The organism is Paracoccus sp. SCN 68-21 (genome assembly GCF_001724535.1).
GTDB lineage: Bacteria > Pseudomonadota > Alphaproteobacteria > Rhodobacterales > Rhodobacteraceae > Paracoccus > Paracoccus hibiscisoli.
Genome location: NZ_MEES01000011.1, coordinates 1 through 16,019, shown reverse-complemented (window position 1 = coordinate 16,019; position 16,019 = coordinate 1). Strand labels below are relative to the sequence as shown.

The window sequence follows — 16,019 nt, the reverse complement described above, 5'->3', positions numbered from 1 at the left end:
TTCAGGCGAAAAGCTCTCGGCAGAAGGTCAAACCTTCGATCAGTGCGTCGACTTCTGCCTGCGTGTTGTACATCGCGAAACTGGCGCGGGCGGTGGCGTTCAGGCCCAGATGCTCCATCAAGGGCATGGCGCAATGCGCGCCCGCACGCACGGCGATTCCCTTCTTGTCGAGGATGGTCGAGATATCGTGCGCATGCGCCCCCTCCATCGTCATGGAAAAGATCGCACCCTTGTCTGCCGCATCGCCCTGGACCTGCAGCCAGTTCAGCTCGCGCAGGCGACCGCGCGCGTAATCACGCAAGGCGCGTTCGTGCGCGGCGATATTCTCCATCCCCAGGGACATCATGTATTCCAGCGCGACGCCCAGGCCGATCTGGTTGACGATGCCGGGCGTGCCCGCCTCGAACCGCAGCGGGCCGTCGTTATAGGTGACGGTGTCGCGCGACACGGTGCGGATCATGTCGCCACCGCCCAGAAAGGGGCGCATCTCGGCCTGACGGTCGGCCCTGATCCAGATCGCGCCCGACCCCGAGGGGCCATACAGCTTGTGCCCGGTCACGCAGTAGAAATCGGCGCCAAGCGTGGACAGGTCCACCGGCATGTGGACCGCCGCCTGAGACCCGTCGACCACCATCGGCAGGTCGGTGCCCTTACGAATGGCGGCGATGTCCACGACCGTGCCGGTCACGTTCGACATATGCGTCAGGGCGATCATCCGGGTGCGCGGCGTGATCGCGGCCAGCACCTTTTCCGGCGGCAGGCTGCCATCGGCATCGGGTTCGACCCATTTCAGCACCACGCCCTGACGTTCGCGCAGGAAATGCCACGGCACGATATTGGCGTGATGTTCCAGCAGGGACAGCACGATCTCATCGCCCGCCTGCAGGCGCGGCGCGGCCCAACCGTAGCTGACCAGGTTCAGCGCCTCGGTCGAGCCGGAGGTGAAGATGATCTCACTCTCGGGCGCGTTCAGGAACCGCGCGATGATCCCCCGCACGCGCTCATAGTTTTCGGTGGCCAGGTTCGACAGGAAATGCAGGCCGCGATGGACGTTGGCGTATTCGCCCTCATAGGCGTGGCTGATCGCGTCGATCACCACCTGCGGCTTTTGCGCGCTGGCGCCGTTGTCCAGATAGACCAGGGGCCGGCCGTTCACCTGCCGCGACAGGATCGGAAAGTCGGCGCGGACGGCATCGACGTCGAAACTCATTGCGGCATCTCCGGCATGAGGCCAAGCGCGGCCATGAAGAAGGACAGGACGAACCCCATCGCCATCAGCGTGCCAAACATCACCAGCAGCACCTTGGGGCCACTGGTAAAGCCGTGCAGCGCCTTGGTGAACTGGACGGTCAGCCACAGGAACAGCGCGATGGCCAGGATGCCCAGAATGCCCGCCAGCGGCGGCAGGATCAGCGACACGACGATCTGGGCGGCCTGCACGATCAGCAGCATCGCCTCGATCCAGACGGCCAGCAGCAGCGCGTCCTCGAACCGGCCATGGCCGCCGAACATGCGCCCGACGCCCGCCATCAGCCCCGCGCCCAGCACGATGGCGACCAGCTGCATCCCCGCCAGGACCAGCGGCTGGCCCGCGATGGGCAGGATCGTAGCCTGACCCTCAGGCACCGGGAACAGCAGGGTCGACACGAATGCCAGCACCCCCGACAGAGACACCGCCAGGACCAGCGCCATCCAGCGGACCTGCATCGGCCAGCCCTGCCCGATCAGCCAACGGGCCGCCTGTTCGGGGTTGCGCAGCGTCTGGCGCGCCAGCGCCTTGAAGTCGTCGAAGGTCATGAGCGTCTCGCCAGCGCCGCGATCCCGGCGCCCCAGATGAACAGAAATCCCACGCCCGCCACCGTGCGGGTCAGGGTCAACGCCGGGGACGGGCCGATCAGCCCCGCCACCATCCCGGACAGCAATGTCGCGGGCGCCACCGCCAGCAGCGCCCAGAACAGCGCCAGCCGCGCGTGCCGCGCCTCCAGCCGCCAGGGCGTCAGGCGGGACAGCAGACCCGTCACCCCTGCCACGGCATAGGCCAGCAGCGGCATCATGAACACGGTCCCCAAAGCCGCACCCCCGACCCGCGCGTCCAGCGGGATGGAGGGGTCCAGCTGGGCTGCGCGCGCCAGTCCCGGCCCCTGCCCGATCAGCGTGATCAGCATCGCCAGCATCAGCACGACCAGTTGCACGCTGTCCGGCATGGCCTGCAGGCCCCGCACCACCCGGCGCGGGGCCCACCAGCTTTCCAGCACGCGCAGCACCATGCCGCCGCGTGGGCGCCCTAGCCCCGCGGGCGGTCGGTCAGCCACGCGTCCAGCCGTTCGTTGATCTCGTCGCGCAGGGTCTCATCCTCGACCTCCTCCAGGGCGTCGGCCAGGAAGGACAGCACCAGGAACACGATCGCGCGCTCATGCGGCACCCCGCGAGAGCGCAGGTAGAACAGCGCATCCTCGTCGATCGCCCCGGTGGTCGAGCCGTGAGAGCATTTCACGTCATCGGCATAGATCTCCAGCTCTGGCTTGGCCAGGAATTGGCTGGCCTCGTCCAGCAGCAGCGCCTGGCTGATCTGATAGCCATCGGTCTTCTGCGCGCCGTTCTTGACCAGGATCTTGCCCTGGAACACGCCGACCGCGCCGTTCTTCAGCACCTTCTTGAACACCTGGCGGCTTTCGCCGCGCAGCGCGCCATGGGTGATGAAGACCGTGTCGTCGTGATGGAATGGCCCCACATTGCCGTCGCCCAGAACCGCCGCCGCGACATGGGCCACGGCATCGTCGCCGACCATGTCCACGATCGCCTCGTGGCGCATGGTGGTGCCGTTCACGACCAGCGCAAAGCTTTTCAGCACCGCCTCCGCGCCCACGCGGGCGAACAGATGCGACAGGCCGACCCTGGGGTCATTGGCCCGCTTGGCGGTGATGTGGTGCAGCTTGGCGCCCTGTGCCAGATCGGCCTCGATCATGCCATTCGACCGCGCGCCCACCACGCCGCTCTCCAGCAGCGTCAGCTCGGCCCCGGATTCGACCCGGATGACATGGTGCCAGACGGCGTCAGACGCATCCGAACCGCGCCGGTGCAGCACATGCACAGGTTTCGCGGGCTTGCCCGTCACGCGGATCAGCACCCCGTCGCGGGCGGCGGCGGTGTTCAGCGTGGCAAAGGGGCGGCTGACCGGGCTCTGCCCCGCCAGCTCCAGCGCGCCATACAGATCGGCGGCCCAATGCGAACCGGCCTGATCGGCCTGCGCCAGGGTGGTGATCTCGACGCCCTCCAGCGACAGATCGTCGGACGCCGCGGCATCGAACAGCCCGTCGACAAAGACCAGGGTCAGCTTGTCGCGCGCCGCAAACAGCGGCGATTCCGGGCCGCCATCGACCGGCAGGGCCTGCGGGCTGGCGGCGGTGAAGGGACGCGGATCGGTATAGCGCCAGTATTCGTCACGCGGGCCGGGCAGCCCGGCGGCGCGCAGACGCGACAGCGCATCGGCCCGTGCGCGGGCCGAGAACCCGCCCTGCGGCAGATCCATTCGCGCCAGACGCGCATCCAGCGCCCCGGCAGGCCGCGCCGTGCCGCTGACCTGCGGGGTCTGCAATTCCTGAACGGCAGATTCGGACATCAGCCGGCCTCCGCCAGAAGATCGCCATAGCCGTTCTCTTCGACTTCCAGCGCCAGGTCGGGGCCGCCCGACTTGATGATGCGGCCATTGGCCATGATGTGCACGACGTCGGGCTGGATGTGGCTCAGCAGGCGCTGATAGTGGGTGATGACCAGAAAGCTGCGGTCCGGGCTGCGCAGCGCATTCACGCCGTCGCTGACCAGGCGCATCGCATCGACGTCCAGACCGCTGTCGGTCTCATCCATGATGCACATGCGCGGCTCCAGCATGGCCATCTGCAGGATCTCGTTGCGCTTCTTCTCGCCGCCCGAAAAGCCCACGTTGACCGGGCGCTTGAGCATGTCGGGGCTGATCTGCAGATCGGCGGCCTTGGCGCGGACCACCTTCAGGAACTCTCCGGCGGTCAGCTCGGCCTCGCCGCGCGCCTTGCGCTGTGCGTTCACGGCGGTGCGCAGGAAGGTCATGTTGCCCACGCCGGGAATCTCGACCGGATACTGGAACGCCAGGAACAGGCCCGCGGCGGCACGCTCCTCCGGCTCCATGTCCAGCAGGCTTGCTCCCTCCAGCGTGGCGCTGCCCTCGGTGACCTCATAGCCGTCGCGGCCCGACAGGACATAGGACAGGGTGGACTTGCCCGACCCGTTCGGACCCATGATGGCATGGACCTCTCCGGCGGGAACCTCCAGGGTCAGACCCTTCAGGATCTGCTTGTCCTCTTCCTCAAGTTTGACGTGCAGGTTGTTGATTTTCAGCATATTTCCCTCAAACGGCAAAGGCGCCACCGGGGCGCCGCATCTATGGTGGCCGGGCCCCCTGGCCCGGCCGGAATATCAGCCCACCGAGCCTTCCAGCGAGATCGCGACCAGCGCCTGCGCCTCCATGGCGAATTCCATGGGCAGCGCCTGCAGGACCTCGCGGCAGAACCCGTTGACGACCAGCGCCACGGCCTCTTCCTCGTCCATCCCGCGCGAGCGGCAGTAGAACAGCTGATCGTCATCGACCTTGCTGGTCGTGGCCTCGTGCTCGACCCGGCTGGAGGTGTTCTTGACCTCGATATAGGGCACGGTATGCGCGCCGCACTTGTCGCCGATCAGCAGGCTGTCGCACTGGGTATAGTTCCGGCTATTGGTGGCGCGCGGATGCATGGTCACCAGACCGCGATAGGTGTTCTGCGCATGACCCGCAGAAATGCCTTTCGAAACAATGCGGGACCGGGTGTTCTTGCCAAGATGGATCATCTTGGTCCCGGTATCCGCCTGCTGGTGGTTGTTGGCGATGGCGATCGAATAGAACTCGCCCTGGCTCTCATTGCCGCGCAGGATGCAGGACGGGTATTTCCAGGTGATCGCCGATCCGGTCTCGACCTGCGTCCACATGACCTTGGCCCGGTCGCCCCGGCAATCGGCGCGCTTGGTGACAAAGTTGTAGATGCCGCCCTTGCCGTCCTCGTCGCCGGGGAACCAGTTCTGGACGGTCGAATACTTGATCTCGGCATCCTGCAGAATCACCAGCTCGACGACCGCGGCATGCAGCTGGTTGGTGTCGCGCTTGGGTGCGGTGCAGCCTTCCAGATAGCTGACATGGCTGCCCTTGTCGGCGATGATCAGGGTGCGCTCGAACTGGCCGGTATTCTCCGCGTTGATGCGGAAATAGGTCGACAGCTCCATCGGGCACTTCACGCCCGGCGGGATGTAGACAAAGCTGCCATCCGAGAACACGGCGCTGTTCAGCGTCGCGAAATAGTTGTCCGACTGCGGAACGACCGAGCCCAGGTACTTCTTGACCAGGTCGGGATGCTCGCGGATCGCCTCGCTGATCGAACAGAAGATGACCCCGGCCTTGGCCAGCTCGTCCTTGAAGGTCGTGCCCAGGCTGACGCTGTCAAAGACGGCGTCCACGGCCACGCGGCGACCCTCGGCGGGCGCGTCCTCAGCGCCCTCGACGCCGGCCAGGATCATCTGCTCGCGCAGCGGGATGCCCAGCTTTTCATAGGTCGCCAACAGCTTGGGATCGACCTCGTCCAGCGATTTCGGCTTTTCCGTCATGCTGGCCGGGCGGGCGTAGTAATACTGATCCTGATAGTCGATCTCAGGATAGTTCAGCATCGCCCATTTCGGCTCGGTCATGGTGACCCAACGGCGATAGGCTTCCAGCCGCCATTCGGTCATCCATTCCGGCTCGTCGTTCTTCTTCGAGATCAGACGGACGATATCCTCGTTCACGCCCTTGGGGGCGTAGTCCATCTCGATCTCGGTGTTCCAGCCGTATTTGTAGCTGCCCATGTTCTGGACAGTCTCGACCGTTTCCCGGTCAACGCCCTCGCGCACCTCAAGATCGGTGATGTCCGTCATCCTTCTGTCCTTTTCCTCAAATGGCCGCAATCGGTCCATTCCTGTCGCGCCAGCGTGAATACGCCTTTTTCCAGGCATCCGCAAATCGGTTGATCTGATCGTCCCCCACAGCGGGGCTTATCGAGATCCGGATCGCCGATTGCGCAAGCTGATCGTCAAACCCCATCGCCTGCAGCGCCCCGCTTGCCCGGACCTTGCCCGACGAACAGGCCGAGCCGGCCGAGATCGCGAAGCCCGCCAGATCCATCTGCATGACCTGGGTTTCGCCCTTCCATCCCGATGTAAGAAGGCATGTCGTGTTCGGCAAGCGTCGCGCCGCCTTTCCCACGATCACCGCGCCGGGCGCGATGTCGCAGAGCTGCGCCTCCAGCGCATCGCGCCGTGCAGCGACCTCGTCCCACAGCCCGGCGTCCAGATCGCGCTGCGCCGCCGTGGCCGCGGCGGCAAAGGCCAGGATGCCGATCAGGTTCTCGGTCCCTGCGCGGCGGCCCTGCTCCTGCCCGCCGCCCTTGATCAGCGGGGGAAGGTCGGTGCCCTTGCGCAGGATCAGCGCGCCGATGCCCTTGGGCCCGCCCAGCTTGTGCGCGCTGACGAATCCCGCCGTCACGCCCAGCCAGTTGAACGCCATCGGCACCTTGCCGAAGGCCTGCGTCAGATCGCTGGAATGCAGCCCCTGCGGTAGCTCCTGCATCACGCCCGTCTCGTTATTGGCCAGCTGCAGGCTGGTCCGCGCGGGGTCGGTGACGGTGACGATCCCGTTGCCGTCGACCGCCAGATCGGCCTCGCACCAGACCTTGACGGCGCTGTGCTCCACCGGCGCGCAGTGGAACCCGCCCTGCCCCAGGACCATGGCCGCCGCCTCGGTCGCGCCGGCGGTAAAGACCACGTCTGCCCCATCCGCACCCAAAGCCACGGCCAGCTGCTCGCGGGCGCGTTCCAGCGCCATCTTGGCCGCCCGCCCCTCGGTATGGACCGAGGAGGGGTTGCCCGAAATCTCCAGGCCCTCGATGATCGCGGCCTTGACCTCCGCGCGCAGCGGCGTGGTGGCGTTCCAGTCCAGATAGGTTCTCATGCCAGTGCCTCTGCAATGCGCGCGGCCAGCCGGGCCGCGACCGCGTGCTTGTCCATGCGCGGCCAGTCCTCGGGGCCATCTTCGGTGATCAGCGTGACGGTATTGTGGCTGCCGCCCATGATGCCCGTGGCCGGGCTGACATCATTCGCCACGATCCAGTCGCAGCCCTTGCGCACCCGCTTGGCAGTCGCATGGGCCGTCACGTCCTGCGTCTCCGCCGCGAACCCCACGACCAGGCGCGGCCGCCGCGCATCGCGGCTGATCCAGGCCAGGATGTCGGGGTTTTCAGCCATCTGCAGGCTGGGCAGCGTGCCGGTCTTCTTGATCTTCTGGTCGCTGCCGTTCGCGACGTGCCAATCGGCCACCGCCGCCGCCATTACCGCCGCATCGGCAGGCAGCGCCGCCTCGACCGCGTCGCGCATCTGCTGCGCCGTCTCGACCGCGATCACGTCCACGCCCTGCGGCGCGGGCACGGATGCAGGGCCGGTGACGAAACTGACCCGCGCCCCAAGATCGCGCAAAGCCGCCGCAATCGCCGCCCCCTGCGCCCCGCTGGAGCGGTTGGCGATATAGCGCACAGGGTCGATCGGCTCATGCGTCGGCCCCGAGGTCACGATCACATGCCGCCCCGTCAGCGGCCCATCGCTCAGCGCCGCGCGGATCGCGGCCATGATCGCCTCCGGCTCGGCCATCCGACCGGGGCCGTATTCGCCGCAGGCCATGTCGCCCTCATCGGGGCCCACGACCAGCACGCCATCGCCGCGCAGCGTGGCCAGGTTGCGCTGCGTCGCGGGGTGGTCCCACATCCGCACGTTCATCGCGGGCGCGATCAGCACCCGCTTGTCGGTCGCCAGCAGCAGGGTAGAGGCCAGATCATTCGCCAGCCCCTGCGCCATGCGCGCCATCAGATCGGCGGTCGCCGGGGCCACGACGACCAGATCGGCCCGGCGCGACAGCTGAATATGGCCGATCTCGGCCTCGGCGCCCTGATCCCACAGGGTGTCATGCACCGGCTCTCCGGCCAGCACGGACAGGGTCATGGGCGTGGTGAACTGTGCGCCCGCCGCCGTCAACACCGGCGTCACCGACGCACCCGTCGCGCGCAGCAGCCGGATCAGCGCCGGCGCCTTGAAGGCCGCGATCCCGCCGCCCACGATCAGCAATATCCGCTTGCCCTGCATTCCGCCCCCGTCCGTCATGCGCCCCAGATAGCGACGCGGGGCCGCTGCCGCAAGGAAAGCCCGCCCGTTAACCTTTTCTTAAGCCCGGGGCCGTTAACCATTGGGGTCTGATACGGGGGATACATGGTCGCCATCGCCTATTCCGTGGCCTTTGAGGGCATCGAGGCCCGCCTGGTCGAGGTGCAATGCGCTGTGGCGGCCGGCCTGCCCAGCTTTTCGATCGTGGGCCTGCCCGACAAGGCCGTCAGCGAGGCCAAGGAACGCGTCCGCGCGGCCTTTGGCGCGCTGGCCATCGCGCTGCCGAACAAGCGGCTGACCGTGAACCTGTCGCCCGCCGACCTGCCCAAGGAAGGCTCGCATTTCGACCTGCCCATCGCGCTGGCGGTGCTGGCGGCGTTGGACATCGTGCCCCGGGACGAACTGGCCCGCTGCGTGGCCCTGGGCGAGCTGGCGTTGGACGGGCGGCTGGTCGCGGTCGCGGGCGCCCTGCCCGCCGCCGTGGCCGCCGCCGATGAGGATCGCGCGCTGATCTGCCCCCGCGCCTGCGGCGCAGAGGCGGCGTGGATCGACCAGGTCCCCGTGCTGGCCGCCGATACCCTGCGCGCCGTGGTCGATCACCTGACCGACCGCGCGCCCCTCACGCCCGCCCGCCCCGGAGAAGTTGTCGACGGCCCCCAGCCCCTGTGCCTGTCTGACGTGCGCGGCCAGGAGCGCGCCAAACGCGCGTTGGAGATCGCCGCCGCTGGCCGCCATCACCTGCTGATGGTCGGCCCGCCCGGTGCGGGCAAATCCATGCTGTCGGCGCGCCTGCCCGGCCTGATGCCGCCCCTGACCGCGCGCGAGGCGCTGGAGACGTCGATGGTCCATTCCGTCGCGGGCCTGCTGAAGAACGGCAAGATCTCGCGCCGCGCCCCGTTCCAAAGCCCCCATCACACGGCATCGTCCCCCGCCATTGTCGGCGGCGGCCCCAAGGCCAGGCCCGGAGAGATCAGCCTGGCCCATAACGGCGTGCTGTTCCTGGACGAGCTGCCGGAATTTGACCGCAAGGTGCTGGAAAGCCTGCGCCAGCCGGTCGAGACCGGAGAGGTCTTTGTCAGCCGGGTCAGCGCGCATATCCGCTATCCCTGCCGGTTCCTGCTGATCGCGGCGGCGAACCCGTGCCGCTGCGGCTATCTGGCCGATCCGGGGCGTGCCTGTTCGCGCGCGCCGGTCTGCGGGGACAGCTATCTGGGCAAGATATCGGGGCCGCTGATGGACCGGTTCGACCTGCGGCTGGAGGTGCCTGCCGTCAGCCTGACCGATCTGGACCTGCCGCGCGGCGACACCTCGGCGGTGGTGGCCGCCCGCGTGGCCCGGGCCCGCGCGGTGCAGGCCCACCGGTTCCGCGACCATCCCGGCGTGACGGTCAATGCCGATGCGCCCCCGCCCCTGCTGGAGCAGATCGCGGCGCCCGATGCCGAGGGGCGCGCGCTGATCCTGAGGGCGTCCGAAAAGCTGGGCCTGTCGGCGCGCGGCTATCACCGCATCCTGCGCAGCGCGCGCACCATCGCGGACCTGGACGGGTCGGACACTGTCCTGACCCGCCACCTGGCCGAGGCGATCAGCTATCGCCTGCCCTTCGTCGCGGGGGGCTGATCCTCAGCCGCCGTTGCTGCTGGAGTAATCCACGGCCCGGCCCGAACGCGGCAGCGCGGTGACCGTCACGCGGTCATCGGCCGACAGGCCGCGGCGCGCCAGGTCGCGCGTCTCGTACAGATCGCCCGCGCGGCGTTCGACGGTCTGGACCATGCGCTCGGGCTTGGCCAGCTCGGGGCGCTCGTTCATGCCGGTGGCGGCCAGGGCGGGAATGGCGGTCATGCCGAACAGTGCGGCGGCGGTCAGAAGGGTTTTCATGGCTCAGGTCCTTTCGGTGACAGGGGGATCGTTGCGATCCATGCCATCAGACACGCAGGCAACCCCCTGTCCGTTGCACCCTATCACCAAAGCGTGTCCGCCATGACAAAGGGGCGGCCCGAAGGCCGCCCCCTGTGATGATCCCTGACGGATCAGCAGCTGTAATACATCGCGTATTCGATGGGGTGCGGGGTATGCTCATAGGCATAGACCTCTTCCCATTTCAGCGCGATATAGCCCTCCAGCTGGTCGCGGGTGAACACGTCGCCCTGCAGCAGGAAGTCCATGTCCTTCTCCAGCTCCTCCAGCGCCTCGCGCAAGGAACCGCAGACGGTCGGGATCTCGGCCAGTTCCTCTGGCGGCAGGTCGTACAGATCCTTGTCCGAGGCCGGGCCCGGATCGATCTTGTTCTTGATGCCGTCCAGGCCCGCCATCAGCAGCGCTGCAAAGCACAGATAGGGGTTCGCCGAGGGGTCGGGGAAACGCGCTTCGACCCGCTTGGCTTTCGGCGATTCCGTCCACGGAATGCGGACGCAGCCCGAGCGGTTGCGGGCCGAGAACGCGCGCAGCACGGGGGCCTCGAAACCGGGGATCAGACGCTTGTAGCTGTTGGTCGACGGGTTGGTCAGCGCGTTCAGCGCCTTGGCATGCTTGAGGATGCCGCCGATGAAATACAGCGCCTCCTGCGACAGATCCGCATATTTGTCGCCCGAGAACAGCGGCTTGCCGTCCTTCCAGATCGACATGTTCACGTGCATCCCAGACCCGTTGTCGCCCTTCATGGGCTTGGGCATGAACGTCACCGACTTGCCATAGGCGTGGGCGACGTTGTGGATGACGTACTTGTATTTCTGGATGTTGTCGGCCTGCTCGACAAGACCGCCAAAGATCAGACCCAGCTCGTGCTGGCAGGTCGCGACCTCGTGGTGGTGCTTGTCGACCTTCATGCCCATCCGCTTCATGGTGGACAGCATCTCGCCGCGGATGTCCTGGGCGGTGTCGATCGGGTTGACCGGGAAATAGCCGCCCTTGTGGGCGGCGCGGTGGCCGGTATTGCCCATCTCGTATTCGGTGTCGGTGTTCCAGGCGGCGTCGGCCGCGTCGATCTGGAACGACACCTTCTGCGGCGTGACCGAATAGCGCACGTCGTCAAAGATGAAGAACTCGGCCTCGGGGCCGAAATAGGCCACGTCGCCGATGCCCGTCGCCTTCAGATAGGCCTCGGCCTTGGCGGCGGTGCCGCGCGGGTCGCGCGAATAGGGCTCGTTCGTGTCCGGCTCGACGACGTTGCAATGCACGCACAGCGTCTTTTCGGCATAGAACGGGTCGATATAGGCCGATGCCGGATCCAGGATCAGCTTCATGTCCGACTGGTCGATCGACTTCCAGCCCGCGATCGAGCTGCCGTCGAACATGAAGCCTTCCTCGAAGAAGTCCTCGTCGACCAGGTCGCGGTCCAGCGTCACGTGCTGCAGCTTGCCCTTGGGATCGGTAAAGCGGACGTCGACATAGGCGACCTCCTCATCCTCGATCAGCTTCAAGACGTCCTTGATGTTCATCTCTTCCCTTTCTTCATAGTTGCGGCCCGGCGGCCAAAGCCGGCCGCGCGCGGGAGTCCTGTTGGTCGGCGGCCGCGATCAGACCGCGTCGTCGCCGGTTTCGCCGGTGCGGATGCGGATCGCCTGTTCGACGGGCATCACGAAGATCTTGCCGTCGCCGATCTTCTCGGTGCGGGCGGCGGCGACGATGGCCTCGATGGCGGCATCGACCTGATCGTCGGGCAGCACCATCTCGATCTTCACCTTGGGCAGGAAATCGACGACATATTCCGCGCCGCGATACAGCTCCGTATGGCCCTTCTGGCGACCGAAGCCCTTGACCTCGGTGACGGACAGGCCCTGCACGCCGACTTCCTGCAGCGCCTCCTTCACATCGTCCAGCTTGAACGGCTTGATGATCGCCTCGATCTTCTTCATCGCAATTGATCCTTCCTCGCGGCTTGCCTGAAGACTGATTGGCGCGTTTGATGAACCGCGTAAATGGACCAGCCCGATCTTGGAAGGCCCCAAGCGGTTTGATCCATGCATATGCTGATAATTTAATCACAACGCACAAGGATTAATCAGACACCATGATCGAAGGCCCCGAAATCGTGACCTGCGCCCAAATGCGCGCCATGGAATCCGCTGCAATGGGCAGTGGTGCGATCTCAGGCCTGAACCTGATGACGCGGGCGGGCCGGGCGGTCGCGGGCCAGATACGGCTGCGCTGGCCGGTCGCGGGTCGGGCATTGGTGCTGTGCGGGCCGGGCAACAATGGCGGCGACGGCTATGTGGTGGCGCAGGCGCTGGCGCAGGCGGGGTGGTCGGTGCGGGTGCTGGGCGCCCCGCCCCGCCCCGGCAGCGACGCGGCAGCAGCCCGCGCGCGCTGGCAGGGTGGGGTGCATCCGCTGACGGTCGCCGCGTTGCGCGAGAGCCCTGCCCCGGACCTGCACATCGACGCGATCCTGGGCACCGGCCTGACCCGCCCGCCCGAGGGAGAGGTCGCGGCCCTGCTGGGGCATCTGGCGCAGTCCCCCATTCCCGTGGTGGCCGTCGACGGGCCAAGCGGGCTGTGCTTGGACAGCGGCCAGATCCTGGGCCTGCCGCGCGGCACACATGCGCGCGACACGCTGCGCGCCGCGCTTACCGTCACCTTTGACAGCCCCCGCCCCGGTCACCTGCTGGAGCATGGCCCGGCGGTCTGCGGCACCCTGATCGTGGCCGATATCGGGCTGGAGCCGTTCCGCGTTCTGGGTCCGACCCTTCCCCGGCTGACCGGCCTGTGGCCGCGGCCCGCCATTCCCGACCGCAGGCCGCAGGCCGATCACGGCCCCTGGCTGCGCAAGCAGCAATCGGCGGGGGCGCATAAATACGATCACGGCGCGGCGTTGGTTGTCACAGGGGGGCCCGGCGCGGGCGGGGCTGCTCGGCTGGCCGCGCGCGCCGCGTTGCGCGCGGGCGCGGGTCTGGTGACGCTGGCCCCACCCGCATCCGCGATGGCCGAACACGCCCTGCCGCCCGATGCGCTGATGCGCCGCGCCATCGACGACGGCCCTGCCCTGGCAACGGCGCTTGCGGACCGCCGCGCCATGGCGCTGTGCCTGGGGCCGGGCGGCGGGGTCGCGCGGATGCTGGCGCTGCTGCCTGCCGCCTGCGAGGCCGCCCGCCCTATGGTGCTGGACGCCGATGCGCTGACGGCCCTGGCGCAGGCGCCGCATCCGCTGTCGCCATCCTGCGTGCTGACCCCGCATGGCGGCGAATTCGCGCGGCTGTTCCCCGATCTGGCCCAGGATCTGGCCCGCCCGGGCGGTCCGGGCAAGGTCGCGGTCCTGCGGATCGCCGCGCAGAGAATCGGCGCCGTGGTGCTGTTGAAGGGGCCGGACACGGTGATCGCCGCCCCGGACGGGCGCGCGGCGATTCATTCGGACGCGGCCATCCCCTGGCTGGCCACCGCGGGCGCGGGCGATGTGCTGGCCGGGCTGATCACCGGCGTGCTGGCCCGCGGCCTGCCGCCGTTCGCGGCCACCTGCCTGGCCGTGCGCCTGCATGCGCAGGCGGCACGCCAGCACGGTCCCGGCCTGATCGCCGACGATCTGGTCGAGGCTCTGCCCGCCGTCATCGCCGCCTGGCGCTGAGACCGCCTAGACCCACTTCGCCAAAGGCGGCAGGCTCATCAGCACGGCATCGGCGTTGTGACCCGTCTCAAGGCCGAACTTGGTGCCGCGGTCATAGACCAGATTGTATTCGGCATAGAGCCCGCGATGGACCAGCTGCGTGTCGCGGTCCGCATCGGTGAAGGGCTGGGTCATCCGCGCCTCGGCCAGCGGCAGGAAGGCGGGCAGGAAGGCGGCCCCCACGGCTTGGGTAAAGGCGAAATCGGCCTCCCAATCGCCGGTGTTCAAATCGTCGTAGAAGATGCCGCCGACGCCTCGCGCCCGGCCGCGATGGGGAATGAAGAAATACTCGTCCGCCCAGGCCTTGAACCGGTCGTAATAGACGTCGTCATGCGGCGCGCAGGCCGCGCGCAGCGTGTCGTGGAAATGCGCGGTGTCATCCGCGTATTCGATGCAGGGGTTCAGGTCGGACCCGCCCCCGAACCACCAGGCGCCCGGCGTCCAGAACATGCGCGTGTTCATGTGCACCGCCGGCGCATGCGGGTTCTGCATATGCGCCACCAGGCTGATCCCCGAGGCCCAGAACCGCGGATCATCCGCCATGCCGGGCACGCCGCGGGCAGCCATCGCGGCCTGGGCGCGCGGCGCCAGGGTGCCGTGGACTTCGGACCAGTTGACGCCCACCTTTTCAAAGACGCGCCCGCCGCGCATGACCGACATGATGCCGCCGCCGCCATCATCGGCGCGGGCGGTCGGCGTGACCTCGAACCGACCGGCGGAGGCATCGCCGGGGGCACGACCCTCCAGCGCCTCGAAGCTTTCGGTGATGCGGTCGCGAAGGGTTCGGAACCAGTCGGCGGCGCGGCGGCGTTGATCGTCCATGGCGGGCCTCATTCGTGATTTGCATTGGCCGCGTCAACGCGGCTAGCATCGCAGACGTCCTTAAAGAGAGCCGCCATGCGCCGCAACACCACCCTTGCCCTCTGCCTGGCGCCCGTCCTGGCCCTGGCCGCCTGCGGCACGCCCCAGGAACGCTGCATCAGCCGCAACACCAGCGAATTCCGCACCGTCAGCAGCCTGCTGGCCGATGTGGAGGGCAACCTGTCGCGCGGTTATGCCTGGGAGGAGCGTCAGGTCGTCCGCACCCGGTTCGCGCAATGCGAGACTGTGACGCGCGACCGCGAGGGCCGGGCCGTGGTCTCGACCTATGGCTGCTGGCGCGACTACGTCGATTCCGAGCGCTACCGCGTGCCCATCGACCCGGTCGCCGAGGCGCGCAAGCGCGACGGTCTGATCGCGCGCCGCGACGCCCTGTCGCGCAGTGCCCAGGCCGCCGTCACCGCCTGCCGCGCCGCCTATCCGGAAACCGGCTAAGCCCCTACAGGATCTGCGCGGTGACCGGGTCGGCCAGGCTGCGGCCGCCATCCACGGTGATGATCTGGCCGGTCACAAAGCGTGCGCCGTCGCTGACCAGGTAATGAACAGTCTCGGCCAGCTCATCGGCGGGGGCGATGCGGCCCAGGGGGGTGCCCGCGATGATCTGGGCGCGCTGGTCGGGGTTGTCCTTCAGCGCGCATTGCAATTCGTGCGACATCACGCTGCTGAAGCTGACCCCGTTCACGCGGATGCGGTGCGGTGCCAGCGCCAAAGCCAGCCCGCGGGTGGCCTGTTCCTGCGCCGCGCAGGCGATGGAATAGCCCAGCATCGAGGGAATCGGCCGCCGCGCCGCCAGGGTCGAGATGTTCACGATGGCCCCGCTTTGCGCCGAGGGGCCTTCGGTTTCCGCCTGCCGGATCATGCGCTTGGCCACCATCTGCGACAGGCGCAGACCGGCCAGCATGTTCTGGCGCAGCATCTCCTCCAGCGCGTCCATGTCGGTTTCCAACGGGTCGCTGCCCCGCACAAAGCGGTGCGCATTGACCAGGATGTCGACCCGGTCGAAGGCGTCCAGCGTCGCCGACAGCAGGTTGGCCATGGCCAGCTTTTCCGACATGGCGCCGACGAAATGGCGCACCTGGCTCTGGTCATCGGCGTAATCGGACACGACCGACTGCAGCATGGCCTCGTCGCTATCGGCGAACATGACCGAGGCGCCACGCTCGGCCAGGTGGCGGGCGATGGCCAGGCCGACGCCCTTGCCCGCGCCGGTGACGATGGCCACCTTGCCCTGAATCGACATGGTCATCGGCGGGCGCCCTTGCGGGGTGCGGCGCTGCCCTTGCCGGCGGCGCTGGCCTCGATCACCTTG

16 protein-coding genes are annotated in these 16,019 nt (G+C 67.7%); 3 read left to right on the top strand and 13 right to left on the bottom strand.

The window, feature by feature from the left end; all coding sequences use genetic code 11:
• Position 1: 1 nt before the first annotated feature.
• The 8 genes from ABS73_RS05515 to coaBC form a co-directional block, all read right to left on the bottom strand.
• Positions 2–1,210 carry a cysteine desulfurase gene (locus ABS73_RS05515; protein WP_277023536.1) on the bottom strand — a complete coding sequence of 403 codons (1,209 nt, stop codon included), beginning with the start codon at positions 1,208–1,210 and terminating at the stop codon, positions 2–4.
• The gene (locus ABS73_RS05510) at positions 1,207–1,797 is read right to left on the bottom strand and encodes a Yip1 family protein (protein WP_136855813.1); all 591 of its coding nucleotides are present in this window, start codon (positions 1,795–1,797) and stop codon (positions 1,207–1,209) included. The genes ABS73_RS05515 and ABS73_RS05510 overlap by 4 nt, the downstream gene beginning before the upstream one ends.
• The gene (locus ABS73_RS05505) at positions 1,794–2,312 is read right to left on the bottom strand and encodes a hypothetical protein (protein ID WP_277023533.1); all 519 of its coding nucleotides are present in this window, start codon (positions 2,310–2,312) and stop codon (positions 1,794–1,796) included. The genes ABS73_RS05510 and ABS73_RS05505 overlap by 4 nt, the downstream gene beginning before the upstream one ends.
• Positions 2,285–3,619, bottom strand: a complete 1,335-nt coding sequence (locus tag ABS73_RS05500) for a SufB/SufD family protein (RefSeq protein ID WP_277023531.1) — start codon at positions 3,617–3,619, stop codon at positions 2,285–2,287. Before ABS73_RS05500 ends, ABS73_RS05505 begins: the two co-directional genes overlap by 28 nt.
• Positions 3,619–4,374 (bottom strand): Fe-S cluster assembly ATPase SufC, encoded by a 756-nt coding sequence (gene sufC / locus ABS73_RS05495; RefSeq protein ID WP_136855815.1) that lies wholly within the window; start codon positions 4,372–4,374, stop codon positions 3,619–3,621. Before sufC ends, ABS73_RS05500 begins: the two co-directional genes overlap by 1 nt.
• A gap of 75 nt (positions 4,375–4,449) precedes the next feature.
• Positions 4,450–5,970 (bottom strand): Fe-S cluster assembly protein SufB, encoded by a 1,521-nt coding sequence (gene sufB, locus ABS73_RS05490; RefSeq protein WP_277023528.1) that lies wholly within the window; start codon positions 5,968–5,970, stop codon positions 4,450–4,452.
• A 16-nt stretch (positions 5,971–5,986) separates the two neighbouring features.
• Positions 5,987–7,042, bottom strand: a complete 1,056-nt coding sequence (locus ABS73_RS05485) for a cysteine desulfurase family protein (RefSeq protein ID WP_277023526.1) — start codon at positions 7,040–7,042, stop codon at positions 5,987–5,989.
• Complete coding sequence (gene coaBC, locus ABS73_RS05480; protein ID WP_277023524.1) at positions 7,039–8,241, bottom strand: bifunctional phosphopantothenoylcysteine decarboxylase/phosphopantothenate--cysteine ligase CoaBC; 1,203 nt, start codon at positions 8,239–8,241, stop codon at positions 7,039–7,041. The genes ABS73_RS05485 and coaBC overlap by 4 nt, the downstream gene beginning before the upstream one ends.
• Before the next feature lie 105 nt (positions 8,242–8,346).
• Here coaBC and ABS73_RS05475 point away from each other — a divergent pair, with 105 nt between their 5' ends.
• Entirely contained in the window at positions 8,347–9,858 is a 1,512-nt protein-coding gene (locus ABS73_RS05475) for a YifB family Mg chelatase-like AAA ATPase (RefSeq protein WP_277023522.1), read from the top strand.
• Positions 9,859–9,861: 3 nt separating this feature from the next.
• On the opposite strand, the gene ABS73_RS05470 is transcribed toward ABS73_RS05475, so the two are convergent.
• From ABS73_RS05470 to ABS73_RS05460, 3 genes are all read right to left on the bottom strand, one after another.
• On the bottom strand, positions 9,862–10,116 hold the full coding sequence (locus ABS73_RS05470) for a hypothetical protein (RefSeq protein ID WP_277023520.1): 255 nt from the start codon (positions 10,114–10,116) through the stop codon (positions 9,862–9,864).
• Positions 10,117–10,268: 152 nt separating this feature from the next.
• Positions 10,269–11,675, bottom strand: a complete 1,407-nt coding sequence (gene glnA / locus ABS73_RS05465; RefSeq protein ID WP_136855821.1) for a type I glutamate--ammonia ligase — start codon at positions 11,673–11,675, stop codon at positions 10,269–10,271.
• A 78-nt stretch (positions 11,676–11,753) separates the two neighbouring features.
• A complete protein-coding gene (locus ABS73_RS05460; protein WP_136855822.1) occupies positions 11,754–12,092 on the bottom strand; it encodes a P-II family nitrogen regulator in 339 nt (112 codons plus the stop codon).
• A 155-nt stretch (positions 12,093–12,247) separates the two neighbouring features.
• Here ABS73_RS05460 and ABS73_RS05455 point away from each other — a divergent pair, with 155 nt between their 5' ends.
• Positions 12,248–13,792 carry an NAD(P)H-hydrate dehydratase gene (locus ABS73_RS05455; RefSeq protein ID WP_277023519.1) on the top strand — a complete coding sequence of 515 codons (1,545 nt, stop codon included), beginning with the start codon at positions 12,248–12,250 and terminating at the stop codon, positions 13,790–13,792.
• A 6-nt stretch (positions 13,793–13,798) separates the two neighbouring features.
• On the opposite strand, the gene hemF is transcribed toward ABS73_RS05455, so the two are convergent.
• Positions 13,799–14,665, bottom strand: a complete 867-nt coding sequence (gene hemF / locus ABS73_RS05450) for an oxygen-dependent coproporphyrinogen oxidase (protein WP_277023517.1) — start codon at positions 14,663–14,665, stop codon at positions 13,799–13,801.
• A gap of 63 nt (positions 14,666–14,728) precedes the next feature.
• On the opposite strand from hemF, the gene ABS73_RS05445 reads away from it, so the two are divergent.
• Complete coding sequence (locus ABS73_RS05445) at positions 14,729–15,145, top strand: hypothetical protein (protein ID WP_136855825.1); 417 nt, start codon at positions 14,729–14,731, stop codon at positions 15,143–15,145.
• A gap of 4 nt (positions 15,146–15,149) precedes the next feature.
• Here the strand turns inward: ABS73_RS05445 and ABS73_RS05440 are convergent, their stop codons facing one another.
• The gene (locus ABS73_RS05440) at positions 15,150–15,956 is read right to left on the bottom strand and encodes an SDR family NAD(P)-dependent oxidoreductase (RefSeq protein WP_136855826.1); all 807 of its coding nucleotides are present in this window, start codon (positions 15,954–15,956) and stop codon (positions 15,150–15,152) included.
• Between the last annotated feature and the right edge of the window lie 63 nt (positions 15,957–16,019).